Below are 16,316 nucleotides of genomic sequence, written 5' to 3' on the forward strand. Positions count from 1 at the left end.
CCCGCCCGGACGGCACGGACAGCCCCGATCGACCGACCGAAGGACAGCCGTGGCAGACACCGACGACACCGGCGAGCCCACGGGCCGCCGCCCCGGACCGGGCGGCGGGATCCTCATGGGCCGCCCCTTCGGCGTGCCCGTCTACGTCTCGCCCAGCTGGTTCCTGGTCGCCGCCCTCATCACCTGGATCTTCGGCAACCAGCTCGAACGCGTACTCCCCGACCTCGGCCCGGTCCGCTACCTCGTCGCGCTGTTTTTCGCCGTCGCCTTCTACGCCTCCGTACTCGTCCACGAGCTCGCCCACACCGTCGCCGCCCTCCGCTTCAAACTCCCGGTTCGCCGCATCCAGCTCCAGTTCTTCGGCGGCGTCTCCGAGATCGAGAAGGAATCCGAGAGCCCCGGCCGCGAATTCGTCCTCGCCTTCGTCGGCCCCCTCCTCTCGCTGGTCCTCACCGGCGTCTTCTACCTCGGCATGAAGGCCGTCGAGCCCTCCACCGTCCCCGGCGTGCTCCTCGCCGGACTGATGATCTCCAACCTCCTCGTCGCCGCCTTCAACCTGCTCCCCGGCCTCCCCCTCGACGGCGGCCGGATGCTGCGCGCCGTCATCTGGGGCATCACCAAGAACGCCATGACCGGCACCGTCGCCGCCGCCTGGGTCGGCCGCGCCATCGCCGTCGCCGTCCTCTTCGGCCTCCCGCTCCTCACCGGAACCGGGGTCATCACCGGAACGGGCACCCAGGACCTCGGCGGCATGGACACCATCATGAACGCCCTGCTCGCCGCGATCCTCGCCGCGATCATGTGGACCGGCGCGGGCAACAGCCTGCGCATGGCCCGGCTGCGCGAACACCTCCCCGAACTGCGCGCCCGCACCCTCGCCCGCCGCGCCATCCCCGTCGAATCCGCCACCCCGCTCTCCGAAGCGCTGCGCCGCGCCAACGACGCCGGAGCCCGCGCCCTCGTCGTCGTCGACGGCCAGGGCGACCCCACCGCCGTCGTCCGCGAGAGCGCCATCGCCTCCGTCCCCGAACACCGCCGCCCCTGGGTCGCCGTCAGCGGACTCGCCCAGGACCTCACCGACGGCATGAAGGTTTCCGCGGAACTCTCCGGCGAGGAACTCCTCGACCGGCTGCGCGCCCACCCCGCCAGCGAGTACCTCGTCCTCGAACCCGGAGGCGAGATCTACGGAGTGCTCTCCACCCTCGACGTGGAGAAGGCCTTCGTGAAGGCCATGGCGCGGCCCCAGTCCTAGGTCCAATACACTGGTCACATGTCCGAACCGACCGGTGCCGCCCGCCGACGCGGGCCCTTCAAGGTCGGGGACCAGGTTCAGCTCACCGACCCCAAGGGCCGCCACTACACGTTCACGCTCGAAGCCGGGAAGAATTTCCACACCCACAAGGGTTCCTTCCCGCACGACGAGCTGATCGGTGCTCCCGAGGGCAGTGTTGTCCGCACCACGGGGAACGTCGCGTACCTCGCGCTGCGCCCCCTGCTCCCCGACTACGTCCTGTCCATGCCCCGCGGCGCCGCCGTGGTCTACCCCAAGGACGCGGGCCAGATCCTGGCCTTCGCCGACATCTTCCCCGGCGCACGCGTCGTCGAAGCGGGTGTGGGCTCCGGATCGCTGAGCAGCTTCCTGCTCCGCGCGATCGGCGACCAGGGCATGCTCCACAGCTACGAGCGACGCCAGGACTTCGCCGAGATCGCCACCGCGAACGTGGAGCGCTACTTCGGCGGCCCCCACCCCGCGTGGCAGCTCACCGTGGGCGACCTCCAGGACAACCTGTCCGACACGGACGTCGACCGCGTGATCCTCGACATGCTCGCCCCCTGGGAGTGCCTGGAGGCCGTCTCCAAGGCGCTGGTCCCCGGCGGCATCCTCTGCTGCTACGTCGCCACCACCACCCAGCTCTCGCGCACCGTCGAATCCATCCGCGAGTTCGGCTGCTACGCCGAACCGCAGCCGTGGGAATCTATGATCCGCAACTGGCACGTCGAAGGCCTCGCGGTCCGTCCGGACCACCGGATGATCGGCCACACCGGCTTCCTCGTCACCGCCCGCCGCCTCGCGGACGGCGTCGAGGCCCCGCTGCGCCGCCGCCGCCCCTCCAAGGGCGCCTACGGCGAGGACTACGACGGCCCGGGCAGCCAGAGCGGCGGGCGCTCCGCCGCCCGCTCCGCCGACCCCTCCGCCGACCCCTCCGCCGACCCCTCCGGCGACAGCTCCGCCGCCGACCAGGGCTGACCCGGTCCGCCGGACCACGCGCGCAACGCACAGGCGCCGGTGTGCAGTTCCCCGTACCTCACGGGAACTGCGCACCGGCGCCGTTTCGTTGTACCCGATACCCGATACCCGCCCGCCGACCGGTTCGGCGGACCCGCCCGTTCCGCCCCGGTGCGAGGTGTGGCACGATGCTGGCTCCCCGTCAGCGCCGCCCTTCAGGAGACGCCCCGCGTGCCGCACACCCCCGCCGCCCCGGACCTGGCCCACACCCGCACCCGGCCGGTGCACTGGGCGGCCACCGCGGTGGCGCTGGCCGCCGTCGTGACCGCCGCGGCCCTCGTCCAGCCGGAACGCGCCTCCGGTACCCCGACCATGGGCGCCCCCGCGGCGCCCGCGGCCCCCTCGCCCGCGGCTCCCGCCTCCGCGCCGGACCCGGCCGGAGTGGCCTTCCCGCTGACGTGCCCGGGAGTGGGTCAGCTCGTCACCGCCACCGCCCAGGGCGACCTGGACGGCGACGGACGCCCCGAGACGGTCGTCGCCGTCCGCTGCGACGCGGCCTCCGGGACCCCGCCCCACGCCGTGTACGTCCTGACGGCGGACCCGGCGCCGGGCGGACCGCCCCGCGTCGTCGCCACCCTGCTGGAAAGCGGACTACGCAAGTCCGTCACCGATCTCGCGATCCGTGACCACACGGTGACCGCGACCCTGCTCGGATATTCCTCGCCCGCCGTCCCGCGCTCCGCACCCGATCTGCACCAGCGCTCCAAGTGGCGCTGGACCGGCGGAAAATTCAGCCAGGAGCTTACGGACTCGGCCGCGAAACGAGTTTGATCCGCGAGCGGCCGCTATTCCGCGTCGGGACCGTAGACCTCGACCCTGTCCGAAACCCGACGCACGTGGATGCAATCGCCCGGACATTCCTTGGCCGAATCGACCACGTCCAGCAACAGCGGGAGAGGAACCGGAGTGGTCGCCCCCGCACTCTGGAGCAGTTCGTCGTCGCCGCCCTTCACGTACGCCAGACCATCGATGTCCAGCTCGAAGACCTCGGGCGCGTACTGAACGCAGATGCCGTCGCCGGTGCAGAGGTCCTGGTCGATCCAGACCTCCAACAGCTCCCCGCCCTCGCCGGCACCGCCAGTGTGAGCCTCGTGCTGCACGGTCATATCTCCTGCCGTTCCCTGTCTTCGGTGATCCACTGCGGTCACACGTCGCGGCAAGTCGCGCGAGCGGTGACGGGTGTTGAACAGTTCGAGCTTACAACCGGCTGCTTTCCGATGTTGAAGGGTGGGTATTTCCTTGGGGTGAGGGAGTACGCAAGGGTGAAGATCGGACACACCCCTACCGTCTTTGTGATCTAGGGGTTTCAATCACCACCAGCCCAGGTAGGGTCAGGAAGCGTCCAGCTCCCCTTGGAGGAGGTGAGGACCGTGGCAGCCCACGACGATGACATCACCCGCGGCATCCGGCCGGGGCGAGGGTCTGATGACCCCGCCGGTCAGGTTGCCTATCTCGAGCAGGAAATCGCCGTCCTGCGACGTAAGCTCGCCGACTCTCCGCGGCACTCGAGGATTCTCGAAGAGCGGATCGTCGAGCTCCAGACGAATCTCGCCGGTGTATCCGCGCAGAACGAGCGGCTCGCCAATACGCTCCGTGAGGCCCGCGACCAGATCGTGGCCCTCAAGGAAGAAGTCGACCGGCTCGCGCAGCCGCCGGCCGGCTTCGGAGTCTTCCTTCAGACGAACGAGGACGGCACGGTCGACATCTTCACGGGGGGCCGCAAGCTCCGCGTGAACGTCAGCCCCAGCGTCGAACCCGGGGACCTCAGGCGTGGCCAGGAGGTCATGCTCAACGAGGCCCTCAACGTGGTCGAGGCCATGCAGTTCGAAAGGGCCGGGGACATCGTCACCCTCAAGGAGATCCTTGAGGACGGCGAGCGCGCCCTGGTGGTCGGGCACACCGACGAGGAAAGGGTGGTGAGGCTCGCCGAGCCGCTCCTGGACATCATCATCCGCCCCGGCGATTCCCTCCTGCTCGAACCCCGGTCCGGCTACGTCTACGAAGTGGTGCCCAAGAGCGAGGTCGAGGAACTCGTCCTCGAAGAGGTCCCGGACATCGACTACGACAAGATCGGCGGCCTGGGCGACCAGATCGAGCTGATCCGCGACGCGGTCGAGCTCCCCTACCTCCACCCGGACCTCTTCAAGGAACACGAACTGCGCCCGCCGAAGGGCATCCTGCTCTACGGTCCGCCCGGCTGCGGAAAGACGCTGATCGCGAAGGCGGTCGCCAATTCCCTGGCCAAGAAGGTCGCCGAGGTGACCGGTCAGCCCGCGGGGAAGTCCTACTTCCTCAACATCAAGGGCCCCGAGCTCCTCAACAAGTACGTCGGCGAGACCGAGCGGCACATCCGCCTCGTCTTCCAGCGTGCCCGGGAGAAGGCGAGCGAGGGCACCCCCGTCATCGTCTTCTTCGACGAGATGGAATCCCTCTTCCGCACCCGCGGATCCGGTGTCAGCTCGGACGTGGAGAACACCATCGTCCCGCAGCTGCTCGCCGAGATCGACGGTGTGGAGGGCCTGGAGAACGTCATCGTCATCGGCGCCTCCAACCGCGAGGACATGATCGACCCGGCCATCCTGCGGCCCGGCCGTCTCGATGTGAAGATCAAGATCGAGCGTCCGGGCGCCGAGGCCGCGAAGGACATCTTCGCCAAGTACCTCAAGGCCACGCTGCCCCTGCACACGGACGACCTGTCCGAACACCAGGACTCGCGGGCCGACACCGTCCACAGCATGATCCAGACCGTCGTCGAGCAGATGTACGCCGAGTCCGAGGAGAACCGCTTCCTCGAGGTCACGTACGCCAACGGCGACAAGGAAGTCCTCTACTTCAAGGACTTCAACTCGGGCGCGATGATCCAGAACATCGTGGACCGTGCGAAGAAGATGGCGATCAAGGCCTTCCTCGAGCACAACCAGAAGGGCCTCCGGGTCTCCCACCTCCTCCAGGCTTGCGTGGACGAGTTCAAGGAGAACGAGGACCTGCCCAACACCACGAACCCGGACGACTGGGCCCGTATCTCCGGAAAGAAGGGCGAGCGGATCGTATTCATCCGCACGCTCGTCACCGGAAAGCAGGGCGCGGACACCGGACGCTCCATCGACACGGTGGCCAATACCGGTCAGTACCTCTGATTGAGCGGGGCGGCTGCGGGTGCCCTTTACCGGGGCACCCGCAGCCGACTGCTTTTCAGCCGCGGCGGGGTAAAGGCAATGATTGAAATGATCTCCCCACCAGAGCGGAGCCGCTCTAGGCTCTTCCGTACCGCCGCATCCGCAGTGCGGGGACGGGCACCGCACACGCACCGGAGCACCAGCGGTACTTGAGCGCCGCTTCCGATCGGAAGCGCCGCCGGGCAAGGAGGGCCGCATGACCGTACGGCGAGTAATGGGGATCGAGACGGAGTACGGGATCTCCGTCCCCGGGCACCCGAACGCCAATGCCATGCTCACCTCGTCCCAGATCGTCAACGCCTACGCGGCGGCGATGCACCGGGCGCGACGCGCCCGCTGGGACTTCGAGGAGGAGAACCCGCTGCGGGACGCCCGCGGCTTCGACCTCGCCCGCGAGGCCGCCGACAACAGCCAGCTCACCGACGAGGACATCGGCCTCGCCAATGTGATCCTCACCAACGGGGCACGCCTCTACGTCGACCACGCGCACCCCGAGTACAGCTCGCCGGAGATCACCAACCCGCTCGACGCCGTCCTCTGGGACAAGGCGGGCGAACGGATCATGGCCGAGGCGGCCGAGCGGGCGGCGCAGCTGCCCGGCGCCCAGCCGATCCACCTCTACAAGAACAACACCGACAACAAGGGCGCGTCCTACGGCACGCACGAGAACTACCTGATGAAGCGGGAGACCCCCTTCTCGGACATCGTGCGGCACCTGACGCCCTTCTTCGTCTCCCGCCAGGTCGTCACCGGCGCGGGCCGGGTCGGCATCGGGCAGGACGGCCGGGAGCACGGCTTCCAGATCAGCCAGCGCGCGGACTACTTCGAGGTCGAGGTCGGCCTGGAGACCACGCTCAAGCGCCCCATCATCAACACCCGCGACGAGCCGCACTCGGACGCCGAGAAGTACCGCCGGCTGCACGTGATCATCGGCGACGCGAACCTCTCGGAGATCTCCACCTATCTGAAGCTGGGCACCACCGCCCTGGTCCTGTCCATGATCGAGGACGGGTTCATCAATGTCGACCTGGCCGTGGACCAGCCGGTGCGCACCCTGCACCAGGTCTCCCACGACCCGGACCTGCGCCAGCTGATCACCCTGCGCAGCGGCCGCACGCTGACCGCCGTACAGCTTCAGATGGAGTACTTCGAGCTGGCGCGCAAGTACGTCGACGAGCGATTCGGCTCGGAAGCGGACGAGCAGACCAAGGACGTACTGAACCGCTGGGAGGACGTCCTGGGCCGTCTGGAGACGGACCCGATGAGCCTCGCCGGGGAGCTGGACTGGATCGCCAAACGAGAGATCCTGGAGGGCTACCGCAGGCGCGACGGACTCGAGTGGGACGCGGCGCGCCTCCAGCTGGTGGACCTCCAGTACTCGGACGTACGCCCCGACAAGGGCCTGTACAACCGTCTGGTGGCCCGCGGCAAGATCAAGCGGCTGCTGGACGAGCCGGGCGTGGAACGCGCCGAGACCAAGCCGCCGGAGGACACCCGGGCCTACTTCCGGGGCCGCTGCCTGGAGCAGTACGCCGACGACGTGGCCGCCGCCTCCTGGGACTCGGTGATCTTCGACCTGCCCGGCCACGACTCGCTCCAGCGGGTCCCGACGCTGGAACCGCTGCGCGGCACCCGGGCCCACGTCAAGGAGCTCCTGGACCGCTGTCGCACGGCGGAGGACCTGGTCCGGGTCCTTTCCGGCCGCTGAGCCGTATTCCGGTCACCGAGCCGGGGCTGAAATGGTCCCGGCGCGGGAATCATGAAGACACCCGGACGTTATGAAAGTGCGGGGACGAATGTCGGACCCTCCTTGTAGGGTCCGACATAGAGTCTGATCTTGAGGGATCCCGGACCCGGGGTCCCCCTGTATGGGCGTGCGAACCGAGCGGGGTGAGGTAGACATGGCGACCAAGGACACCGGCGGCGGACAGCAGAAGGCGACGCATTCGACCGAGGAGGTCGAGGAGACGACCGCCGAAGCGACTTCGGACGTTCAGGAACGGCACGAAAAGCTCTCCGACGATGTCGACTCGGTACTTGACGAGATTGACGATGTACTCGAGGAGAACGCCGAGGATTTCGTTCGGAGTTTCGTACAAAAGGGCGGCGAATAGCCTTCGAATCTAAGGCGAACCCGCCAGTGTTTGCTCCATGTCCAATGGAACGAAAGCGTGTCGCGGATGTGCTCGCGACATACCACTGAGCGGGTTCGCTGCGGATCGGAATCGTAGCGACGGGCTGCGGCCCCGATGCCGCGCATGCGTGGCGGCGTACGGTGCCGGGCACTACCGGCGCCGCCAGGCAGCCGACGGCAAGGCCGTCAGGGACCACGTGGAGGTACCGGCGGGCCGCAAGCTCTGCCGACAGTGCGGTGAGGTCAAGCCGCACGCCGAACGGCACAAGAACGCAAGCGCTTCTGACGGACTGTCGACTCGGTGCGAGGCCTGCCGTGCCGTCGAGGGCCGGGCAGGCCATTTCAAGCGGGCCCACGGGATCACCGAGGCCGATCGGGACGCGATGATCGCCGCCCAGGGCGGGGTCTGCGTGCTCTGCCGAAAGGCTCCGGCAGAGCATGTTGATCACGATCATCAGACGGGTAGTGTCCGAGGCGTACTGTGCTTCAGCTGTAACGCAGCCCTGGGGCAGTTCAAGGATCGGCCGGACGTCATAAGGCGTGCAGCCGCATATGTGGAAGGAAACCTGTGGAACCCAACACTCGTAGCACAGGGCGTCTACCGGCAGCCTTCCTGACGCCGGGGTCCTCCTCCTTCATGGACTTCCTGGGCGCGCACTCGCCCGAGATGCTGCCCGGGAACCGGACGCTGCCGGAGGGGGCCGTGCAGGCGCCGCACGGTACGACCATCGTCGCCGCCACCTTCCCCGGCGGGGTCGTGCTCGCCGGTGACCGGCGGGCGACCATGGGGAACATGATCGCCCAGCGGGACATCGAGAAGGTGTTCCCGGCCGACGAGTACTCCGCGGTGGGCATCGCGGGCACGGCGGGTCTGGCGGTCGAGATGGTCAAGCTGTTCCAGCTGGAGCTGGAGCACTTCGAGAAGGTCGAGGGCGCCACCCTCTCCCTCGAGGGCAAGGCCAACCGCCTCTCCACCATGATCCGCAACAACCTCGGCATGGCCATGCAGGGCCTCGCCGTCGTCCCGCTCTTCGCGGGCTGGGACGAGGCCAAGGAGCGGGGCCGGATCTTCTCCTACGACGTGACCGGCGGCCGCTCCGAGGAGCACGGCTACGCCGCCACCGGCTCGGGCTCGATCTTCGCCCGGGGCTCCATGAAGAAGCTGTACCGCGACGACCTGACGGAGCACCAGGCCACGACCCTGGTCGTGCAGGCGCTCTACGACGCCGCCGACGACGACTCGGCGACCGGTGGCCCGGACATGGCCCGCCGGATCTTCCCGATCGTCACCGTCATGACCGACGAGGGCTTCCGCAGGCTCACCGACGACGAGTCGGCCGAGCTGGCCCGCGTGATCACCGAGCAGCGCCTGACGCAGCCCGACGGGCCGCGCGCCTCGCTGCTCTGACCATCCGCCCCTAGCCCTGTAGCAGCCCAGAAGAAAGGGACGGACAGCCGGTGTCTACTCCGTTCTACGTCTCACCCCAGCAGGCCATGGCGGACCGCGCGGAATACGCGCGCAAGGGCATCGCCCGCGGTCGCAGCCTCGTCGTGCTGCAGTACGCCGACGGCATTGTGTTCGTCGGCGAGAACCCGTCCCGCGCGCTGCACAAGTTCAGCGAGATCTACGACCGCATCGGCTTCGCGGCCGCCGGTAAGTACAACGAGTACGAGAACCTGCGGATCGGCGGTGTGCGCTACGCGGATCTGCGCGGATACACCTACGACCGCGAGGACGTGACGGCCCGTGGGCTGGCCAACGTCTACGCGCAGACGCTGGGCACCATCTTCTCCAGCGCCGGTGAGAAGCCGTACGAGGTGGAGCTGGTGGTCGCCGAGGTCGGCGCGACCGCCTCGGGCGACCAGATCTACCGGCTGCCGCACGACGGTTCGATCGTGGACGAGCACGGCTCGGTCGCGGTCGGCGGCAACGCCGAGCAGATCAGCACCTTCCTGGACCAGCGCCACCAGGACGGGATGACCCTGGCGGAGGCCCTCAAGCTGGCCGTGCAGGCGCTGTCCAGCCAGGCCAACGGCACCGACCGGGAGATCCCGGCGGACCGGCTGGAGGTCGCGGTCCTGGACCGGACCCGGGCGCAGCAGCGCAAGTTCAAGCGGATCCGCGGCAGGCAGCTGGCGCGACTGCTGGAAGCGGACGTTCCGGCGGCGGCACAGGCCGATGCGGTGTCCAACGACGAGGAGCCGGAGGATTCGGAGTAGTTCCGGTTCCGAGGGTGTGGTGCCCCGGTCGGCCTCTGTGGAGGCGGGCCGGGGCGCCGTCGCGTTCAGGGGGCGGTGGTCCGGCCGGGGGGCGGGGGTGCGGTGGAGCCCCGTACGACCAGCTCGACGGGCAGGTCGGGCGCGCTCCAGGCGGTGCCCTCCAGGACGGCGAGCAGGGCGCTCATGCCGCGTTCGCCGACCTGCTCGGCGGGCAGGCGTACGGTCGTCAGCTCGGGTTCGACGGCGGTGGCGAGGGCCAGGTCGTCGAAGCCGGTGACCGAGAGGTCGTCGGGGACGCGCAGGCCCAGGCGCCGCGCGGCCTTGCAGGCGCCCGCGGCGAGGATGTCGTCGTCGCAGATGACGGCGGTGGGGCGCTCCCCGGGGGCCGTCAGGGCGCTCTCCATGGCTGCCCGGGCGGCGTCCACGCTGAGGGCGGCCCGTACGGTGCGCAGCTCGGCGGAGGGGCCCAGGAGGCCGTTCAGGGCCTCGGCGCGGATGGTGAAGGTCCAGGAGTCCACGGCTGAGGCGAGGTGCAGGAGGCGGCGGTGGCCGAGGGCCAGGAGGTGTTCGGTGACCTGGCGCATGCCGTCGGCCATGTCGAGGTTGACGTGGGCGGCGGCGCGGCCGGAGGCGGGGTCGCTGTCGAGCATGACGAGGGGGAGGCCGTCGCCGCCGATGGCTTCGAGGGCGTGGGCGGCCATGGAGGAGGCGATGACTCCGTCGAGGGCGGCGCGGGCGGAGGCGAAGGGGTCGCGGGCGGGTCCGGTGCCGTCGGGGGAGGGGTAGAGGACCACGCCGAAGCCGTGTTCGGCGGCGACGCGGGCCGCTCCGGCGTAGACGCGGGCGAAGAACTCGTTGGTGAGGGCGGGGACGACGAGGAGGGCGGTGCGGGTGCTGCCCAGGCGGAGGTTGCGGGCGGCGAGGTTGGGTCGGTAGCCGAGGCCCGCGGCGGCTTCGCGGACGAGGCCGGCGGTGCGTTCGGAGACCCGGCCGCGCCACTTGTCGCCGAGGACGAGGGAGACGGTGGCCTGCGAGACCCCGGCGGCGTGGGCGACGTCGCGGCTGGTGGGTCTCGTCACACGGGGCTCCTGCGGTGCGGGGATCGGGGGGTGGCCGGGGTGGGCCGGTGTCCGCGGGGTGGACCCCCGGACTGTCGCCATGGTACGTATTACCCGTCAGGTTATACGTATTACCCCGGCTGGATCCGGGCGGAAAGGGGCGGACATGGCCGCGGGATACGCGGAGCTGCTCAGGACCCGGCACGCGGCGAGGCTGCTCGTGGGCACGCTCGTGGGCCGGCTGCCCAACGGCACCGCCCCGATCGCCATCGTGCTCTTCACCCGGGCCGAGGGCGGCAGCTACAGCCTCGCGGGCGCCCTCGCGGCGGTGTACGGCGTGGCCAACGCGGTCGGCCAGCCGCTGCTGGGGCGGGCCGTGGACCTCTTCGGCCAGCCCCGGATCCAGCTGCCCGCCGCGCTGGTCTCCGCGCTCGGCATGGTGTGGCTGGCGCTGGCGGGCACCGGATCGGCCTTCGCCGCCTACGCCGCCGTGGTGGTCGCCGGGCTCTTCACCCCGCCGCTGGAGGGCGGGCTGCGGGCCCTGTGGCCGGGGGTGCTGGGCGGCAAGGAGGAGCGGGTGCACGCCGCGTACGCCATGGACGCGGTGGCCCAGGAGGTCATGTTCACGGTCGGCCCGCTGCTGGTGACCCTCTTCGTCGCGCTGTGGGACCCGGCGGTCGCGCTGCTGGTGATCAACGGCATCGGGGTGCTGGGCGCGCTGTCCGTCGTCCTGTCCGAGCCCTCCCGCGCCTGGCGCTCCGCGCCGCGCGAGGCGCACTGGCTGGGCGCGCTGCGCTCGCGCGGGCTGCTGGCGCTGCTCGGCGCCTTCTTCTTCGTGGGCACCGCGCTCGGGTCCATCACGGTCTCGGGGGTCGCGTACGCCGACGGCCACGGCGGGCAGGCGGTGTACGGCTGGCTGATGGCGGCGCTCGGGCTGGGCGCGCTGATCGGCGGCGTGGCCTACGGGTCCCGGCACTGGCCCGGCGCGCCCGAGCGGCGGCTGCGGGTGCTGGTGGCGCTGCTGGCGGTCTGCTACCTGCCGCTGATGCTGGTCCCGGGTCCGGTGGCGATGACCGCGCTCGCCGCGCTGGCCGGGGTGTTCCTCGCGCCCGCCATCGCCTGCGCGTTCATCGTGGTCGACCGGCACGCGCCGAGGGGCACGGTCACCGAGGCGTTCTCCTGGCTGGTCACCTTCTTCGGAGTGGGTGCGGCGATCGGTACGGCGGTGGCGGGTCCGGCGGTGGAGCTGGGCGCCACGGCGAGCGGCTTCGCGGTGGCGAGCGTCGCGGGCGCGGCGGCGCTGCTGGTGCTGATGCTCACTCAGCGGGTGCTGGCGGCACCGGTTTCCGGCTCCTCGGACGCTGACGGGGCCGCTGAAGAGCACGTTGACGGGGCCTTCGGTACGGCCCCGGAGGAAAATGATCGCAACGGCGCTCTCGAACCCGGTTTCAGAACAGGGCAGAAGGCGTAATGTTCAGTCATGGACCGCCGCATTTTCGGGCTGGAGAACGAGTACGGCGTCACGTGCACGTTCAGGGGACAGCGCCGACTGTCTCCTGACGAAGTGGCGCGCTACCTCTTCCGCCGTGTTGTGTCATGGGGCCGCAGCAGCAATGTCTTCCTGCGGAACGGCGCCCGTCTGTACCTCGATGTGGGTTCGCATCCGGAATATGCAACTCCCGAATGCGACAACCTGACCGAACTGGTCACCCACGACAAGGCCGGCGAGCGCATTCTCGAAGGTCTGCTCGTCGACGCCGAACGCCGCCTGCACGAGGAGGGAATCGCGGGCGACGTCTACCTCTTCAAGAACAACACCGACTCGGCGGGCAATTCGTACGGCTGCCACGAGAACTACCTCGTGGCCCGGCACGGAGAATTCTCCCGCCTGGCGGACATCCTCATTCCGTTCCTGGTCACGCGTCAGCTGATCTGCGGCGCGGGCAAGGTCCTGCAGACCCCCCGGGGCGCGGTCTACTGCGTGAGCCAGCGGGCCGAGCACATCTGGGAGGGCGTCAGCTCCGCCACGACCCGCTCCCGGCCCATCATCAACACCCGGGACGAGCCGCACGCGGACGCCGAGCGCTACCGGCGCCTGCACGTCATCGTCGGCGACTCGAACATGTCCGAGACGACCATGCTGCTCAAGGTCGGCGCGACCGACCTGGTGCTGCGCATGATCGAGGCGGGCACGGTGATGCGCGACCTGACCCTGGAGAACCCGATCCGGGCGATCCGAGAGGTCAGCCACGACATCACGGGTCAGCGCAAGGTCCGCCTCGCGAGCGGCCGCGAGGCCTCCGCCCTGGAGATCCAGCGCGAGTACTACGACAAGGCCGTGGACTTCGCCGAGCGCCGGGGCATCCGCACCGGGGTCGTCGACCAGGTCCTGGAGCTGTGGGGCCGTACGCTCGACGCGATCGACGCGGAGGACCTGGACCGGATCGGTACCGAGATCGACTGGGTCATGAAGTACCAGCTGATCGAGCGCTACCGGGCCAAGCACAACATGACCATGTCCAACCCCCGGGTGGCGCAGATAGACCTCGCCTACCACGACATCCACCGGCGGCGCGGTCTGTACTACCTGCTGGAGCGCAAGGGGCAGGCGGCGCGGATCTGCAACGACCTCAAGATCTTCGAGGGCAAGTCGGTGCCCCCGCAGACCACCAGGGCGCGGCTGCGCGGCGACTTCATCCGCCGGGCGCAGGAGCAGCGGCGGGACTTCACGGTCGACTGGGTGCACCTGAAGCTCAATGACCAGGCGCAGCGCACCGTGCTGTGCAAGGACCCCTTCCGGTCGGTGGACGACCGGGTGGAGAAGCTGATCGCTGGTATGTGACATCTCACGGGCCCCGTACGTCTCTCGTACGGGGCCCGCCACACGCCTTAGAGTTGGCGGCGACCGATGTGCCGTCTGAGATCTGAGGAACACGTGCGCCGAATTGCCGGCCTGCTTGTCGTCCCCCTTCTGCTGCTGTCGACAGCGGCCTGCGGTGGTAGCGACAAGGGCTCCGACTCCGTCCAGATGAAGAACGGGGTGCCCGCGATCACGAAGGGCGCCAAGTTCGGGGAGGACCCCACCCTCGCGAAGGGGAAGGGTGAGCCCCCCAAGGGGCTGAAGGTGGAGGTGCTCAGCGAGGGCAAGGGCCCGGCGCTGAAGAAGGGTGACGTGGCTCAGGTGAACTACCTGGGTCAGGTCTGGGACGGCGCCGAGCCGTTCGACAAGAGCTTCGGCCGCCCCGCCCCCTTCGACCTCACCCTCGGTGCGGGTGCGGTCATCAAGGGCTGGGACCAGGGCCTCGAAGGCCAGAAGGTCGGCAGCCGCGTCGAGCTGGTGATCCCCCCGGCCCTCGGCTACGGCGCACAGGGCTCGGGCGACAAGATCAAGCCGAACGCCACGCTGGTCTTCGTCGTCGACATCGTCAAGGGCACCTCCGTCCCGGCCTCGGCCAAGGGCAAGGAGATCCCGCAGGAGAACAAGGACCTGCCCAAGGTCGGCACCAACACGGACGGCAAGGAGGTGTCGGTCGCGGTCCCCAAGGACTCCGCCGCGCCGGCCAAGCTGGTCTCGGAGTACGTGCTGGAGGGCGACGGCCCGGTCGTGAAGGACACCGACAGCGTCGTGGTCAAGTTCAACGGCAAGACGTGGAAGGACGACAAGACGTTCGAATCCACGTACACCAGTGACACCACGGTGACGTGGCCGCTGTCCCAGCTGTCGGTCAAGGGCCTCAAGGAAGGCATCGTCGGGAAGAAGGCGGGCAGCCGCGTCCTCCTGGTGATCCCGCCCGCCGACGGCTTCGGTGACAAGGAGCAGGGCACCATCCCGGCGAACTCGACGCTGGTCTTCAGCCTCGACATCCTCACCGTGATGTAAGACTGTTCCGGTTGCCCCCTCCGGCCTCTGGCGGGAGGGACCCCCTTTCGTTCGTACGTATGAGGAGCAGTTCCGTGAGCGACAAGCTCGAGAAGCCCGAGATCGATTTCCCCGAAGGCGACGTCCCCACCGACCTCGTGATCGAGGACGTCTGGCTGGGCGACGGGGCCGAGGCCAAGGCGGGCTCCAACATCCGGGTCCACTACGTGGGCGTCGCGTTCTCCACCGGCGAGGAGTTCGACTCCTCGTGGGCCCGCAATGAGCCGCTCCCGTTCACCCTCGGTGTCGGCCAGGTCATCAAGGGCTGGGACCAGGGCGTCCAGGGCATGAAGGTCGGCGGCCGTCGCAAGCTGACGATCCCCGCCCACCTCGCCTACGGCGACCGCGGCGCGGGCCGCGCGATCGCCCCGGGCGAGACGCTGATCTTCGTCTGCGACCTGATGGCGGCCTGATCCACCGGTTGTCCGGAGCGAGGGGCCCCTGCCGTACGGCGGGGGCCCCTCGCTCTTGTCCCGGGCCCGCCCTCGCTTTTGCCCCGGACCACCGGGACGGTACGGTCAGCGGTCACGAGGGTGTTGCACGGAGATCGGGGGAGGGGCGTCGATGGCGATTGCCAAGGCCGAGCGGCTGATGAACCTGGCGTTGTGTCTGCTGGGGACGCGCCGGCCGCTCAGCAAGCGCGAGTTGCGCGGTTCCATCGAGGCCTACCTGGAGGCGGGCAACGACGAGTCCTTCAACCGCATGTTCGAGCGGGACAAGGACGATCTGCGCGAGCTGGGCCTGGTCATCGAGACCGTGGAGAGCCTCGACGGGGACATCGGCTACCTGGCCCGCCGCGACAGCAACCGTCTTCCCGCCGTGTCCCTGGACGCCGAGGAGGCCGCCGCGCTGGGCCTGGCCGCCAAGGTCTGGCAGCAGGCCCGCCTCGCGGGCGCGGCCAGCGGCGCCCTGCAGAAGCTGCGCGCCGGGGGCATGCCGGAGGCGGGGGACCCGTACGACGGCCAGCACAGTGCCATCGAGCCGCGCATCCCGGTCCACGAGGCGGCCTTCGAGCCGCTGATGCTGGCCTGCCGGGACCGGCGCCCGGTGGTCTTCGACTACCGCAAGTCCAACGCGGCGCGCCCGGCCTCCCGTCAGGTGGAGCCCTGGGCCCTGGAGTGCTGGCGCGGCCACTGGTACCTCGCGGGCTACGACCGGGACCGCGGCGCGGAGCGGGTGTTCCGGCTGTCCCGGATCACCGGCAAGGTGCGCTCGCGGGCCGGGCAGTACACGGCCGCGGTGCCGGACGTGGTGACCGTGCGGGAGACCGTGGCGAGCTGGGCCGGGGACACCGCGGACCGCTCGGCGCTGATCCGGCTGCGCGCGGGCGCGGGCTACCCGCTGCGGGCCAGGGCGACCGCCGTGCGCGAGGGCGCGGATGGCTGGGACGAGCTGGAGATCCCGTACGGGCACGGACTGGACGCCTGGCTCGTGGAGTTCGGGCCGGACGTGGTGGTGGTGGAACCCGCGGATCTGCGGGCCGATGTGGTGGACCGGCTGCGCGCCGTGGCCAAGGGCTGAG

Annotated in this window: 16 protein-coding genes; 14 read left to right on the top strand and 2 right to left on the bottom strand. The window is 69.7% G+C overall.

All coding sequences use genetic code 11. The features are described 5' to 3' along the window. The first annotated feature begins 49 nt into the window (after positions 1 to 49). From QMF80_RS12370 to QMF80_RS12380, 3 genes are all read left to right on the top strand, one after another. Entirely contained in the window at positions 50 to 1,252 is a 1,203-nt protein-coding gene (locus tag QMF80_RS12370) for a site-2 protease family protein (RefSeq protein ID WP_283452510.1), read from the top strand. A gap of 18 nt (positions 1,253 to 1,270) precedes the next feature. Further along, the gene (locus QMF80_RS12375) at positions 1,271 to 2,248 is read left to right on the top strand and encodes a tRNA (adenine-N1)-methyltransferase (RefSeq protein WP_283452511.1); all 978 of its coding nucleotides are present in this window, start codon (positions 1,271 to 1,273) and stop codon (positions 2,246 to 2,248) included. A 210-nt stretch (positions 2,249 to 2,458) separates the two neighbouring features. After that, positions 2,459 to 3,058 carry a hypothetical protein gene (locus tag QMF80_RS12380; RefSeq protein WP_283452512.1) on the top strand — a complete coding sequence of 200 codons (600 nt, stop codon included), beginning with the start codon at positions 2,459 to 2,461 and terminating at the stop codon, positions 3,056 to 3,058. 14 nt (positions 3,059 to 3,072) lie between these two features. Here the strand turns inward: QMF80_RS12380 and QMF80_RS12385 are convergent, their stop codons facing one another. Continuing rightward, complete coding sequence (locus QMF80_RS12385; RefSeq protein WP_283452513.1) at positions 3,073 to 3,393, bottom strand: ferredoxin; 321 nt, start codon at positions 3,391 to 3,393, stop codon at positions 3,073 to 3,075. A gap of 264 nt (positions 3,394 to 3,657) precedes the next feature. Between QMF80_RS12385 and arc the strand changes: the two genes are divergently transcribed. From arc to prcA, 6 genes are all read left to right on the top strand, one after another. Further along, positions 3,658 to 5,424, top strand: coding sequence for a proteasome ATPase (gene arc / locus QMF80_RS12390; protein ID WP_283452514.1), 1,767 nt, complete (start codon positions 3,658 to 3,660; stop codon positions 5,422 to 5,424). Between the two features lie 235 nt (positions 5,425 to 5,659). Next, positions 5,660 to 7,171 (top strand): depupylase/deamidase Dop, encoded by a 1,512-nt coding sequence (gene dop, locus QMF80_RS12395; RefSeq protein WP_283452515.1) that lies wholly within the window; start codon positions 5,660 to 5,662, stop codon positions 7,169 to 7,171. A 193-nt stretch (positions 7,172 to 7,364) separates the two neighbouring features. Then, the gene (locus QMF80_RS12400) at positions 7,365 to 7,577 is read left to right on the top strand and encodes a ubiquitin-like protein Pup (RefSeq protein WP_283452516.1); all 213 of its coding nucleotides are present in this window, start codon (positions 7,365 to 7,367) and stop codon (positions 7,575 to 7,577) included. Between the two features lie 37 nt (positions 7,578 to 7,614). Beyond that, positions 7,615 to 8,214 carry an endonuclease VII domain-containing protein gene (locus tag QMF80_RS12405; RefSeq protein ID WP_283452517.1) on the top strand — a complete coding sequence of 200 codons (600 nt, stop codon included), beginning with the start codon at positions 7,615 to 7,617 and terminating at the stop codon, positions 8,212 to 8,214. Continuing rightward, complete coding sequence (gene prcB, locus QMF80_RS12410) at positions 8,166 to 9,005, top strand: proteasome subunit beta (protein ID WP_283452518.1); 840 nt, start codon at positions 8,166 to 8,168, stop codon at positions 9,003 to 9,005. Before QMF80_RS12405 ends, prcB begins: the two co-directional genes overlap by 49 nt. 50 nt (positions 9,006 to 9,055) lie before the next feature. Continuing rightward, the gene (gene prcA, locus QMF80_RS12415) at positions 9,056 to 9,817 is read left to right on the top strand and encodes a proteasome subunit alpha (RefSeq protein ID WP_283452519.1); all 762 of its coding nucleotides are present in this window, start codon (positions 9,056 to 9,058) and stop codon (positions 9,815 to 9,817) included. A 65-nt stretch (positions 9,818 to 9,882) separates the two neighbouring features. On the opposite strand, the gene QMF80_RS12420 is transcribed toward prcA, so the two are convergent. Next, on the bottom strand, positions 9,883 to 10,896 hold the full coding sequence (locus QMF80_RS12420) for a LacI family DNA-binding transcriptional regulator (protein WP_502962827.1): 1,014 nt from the start codon (positions 10,894 to 10,896) through the stop codon (positions 9,883 to 9,885). A gap of 145 nt (positions 10,897 to 11,041) precedes the next feature. Between QMF80_RS12420 and QMF80_RS12425 the strand changes: the two genes are divergently transcribed. The 5 genes from QMF80_RS12425 (at position 11,042) to QMF80_RS12445 (ending at position 16,315) form a co-directional block, all read left to right on the top strand. Beyond that, complete coding sequence (locus QMF80_RS12425; protein ID WP_283452520.1) at positions 11,042 to 12,346, top strand: MFS transporter; 1,305 nt, start codon at positions 11,042 to 11,044, stop codon at positions 12,344 to 12,346. Positions 12,347 to 12,355: 9 nt separating this feature from the next. Continuing rightward, on the top strand, positions 12,356 to 13,717 hold the full coding sequence (gene pafA / locus QMF80_RS12430) for a Pup--protein ligase (protein ID WP_030768414.1): 1,362 nt from the start codon (positions 12,356 to 12,358) through the stop codon (positions 13,715 to 13,717). A gap of 93 nt (positions 13,718 to 13,810) precedes the next feature. Next, positions 13,811 to 14,755 (top strand): FKBP-type peptidyl-prolyl cis-trans isomerase, encoded by a 945-nt coding sequence (locus QMF80_RS12435; protein WP_283452521.1) that lies wholly within the window; start codon positions 13,811 to 13,813, stop codon positions 14,753 to 14,755. Positions 14,756 to 14,814: 59 nt separating this feature from the next. Continuing rightward, positions 14,815 to 15,207, top strand: coding sequence for an FKBP-type peptidyl-prolyl cis-trans isomerase (locus QMF80_RS12440; RefSeq protein ID WP_283452522.1), 393 nt, complete (start codon positions 14,815 to 14,817; stop codon positions 15,205 to 15,207). Between the two features lie 151 nt (positions 15,208 to 15,358). Beyond that, positions 15,359 to 16,315, top strand: a complete 957-nt coding sequence (locus QMF80_RS12445) for a helix-turn-helix transcriptional regulator (protein ID WP_283452523.1) — start codon at positions 15,359 to 15,361, stop codon at positions 16,313 to 16,315. The last annotated feature ends 1 nt before the right edge of the window (position 16,316 follow it).

The organism is Streptomyces sp. G-G2, from assembly GCF_030063135.1.
Lineage (GTDB): Bacteria > Actinomycetota > Actinomycetes > Streptomycetales > Streptomycetaceae > Streptomyces.

Excerpts from the sequence above, each read along its gene's own strand:
- QMF80_RS12375 (WP_283452511.1), top strand. The coding sequence starts at position 1,271 with ATGTCCGAACCGACCGGTGCCGCCCGCCGACGCGGGCCCTTCAAGGTC.
- QMF80_RS12385 (WP_283452513.1), bottom strand. The coding sequence starts at position 3,393 with ATGACCGTGCAGCACGAGGCTCACACTGGCGGTGCCGGCGAGGGCGGG.
- dop (WP_283452515.1), top strand. The coding sequence starts at position 5,660 with ATGACCGTACGGCGAGTAATGGGGATCGAGACGGAGTACGGGATCTCC.
- QMF80_RS12400 (WP_283452516.1), top strand. The coding sequence starts at position 7,365 with ATGGCGACCAAGGACACCGGCGGCGGACAGCAGAAGGCGACGCATTCG.
- QMF80_RS12405 (WP_283452517.1), top strand. The coding sequence starts at position 7,615 with ATGTCCAATGGAACGAAAGCGTGTCGCGGATGTGCTCGCGACATACCA.
- QMF80_RS12425 (WP_283452520.1), top strand. The coding sequence starts at position 11,042 with ATGGCCGCGGGATACGCGGAGCTGCTCAGGACCCGGCACGCGGCGAGG.
- pafA (WP_030768414.1), top strand. The coding sequence starts at position 12,356 with ATGGACCGCCGCATTTTCGGGCTGGAGAACGAGTACGGCGTCACGTGC.
- QMF80_RS12440 (WP_283452522.1), top strand. The coding sequence starts at position 14,815 with ATGAGGAGCAGTTCCGTGAGCGACAAGCTCGAGAAGCCCGAGATCGAT.
- QMF80_RS12445 (WP_283452523.1), top strand. The coding sequence starts at position 15,359 with ATGGCGATTGCCAAGGCCGAGCGGCTGATGAACCTGGCGTTGTGTCTG.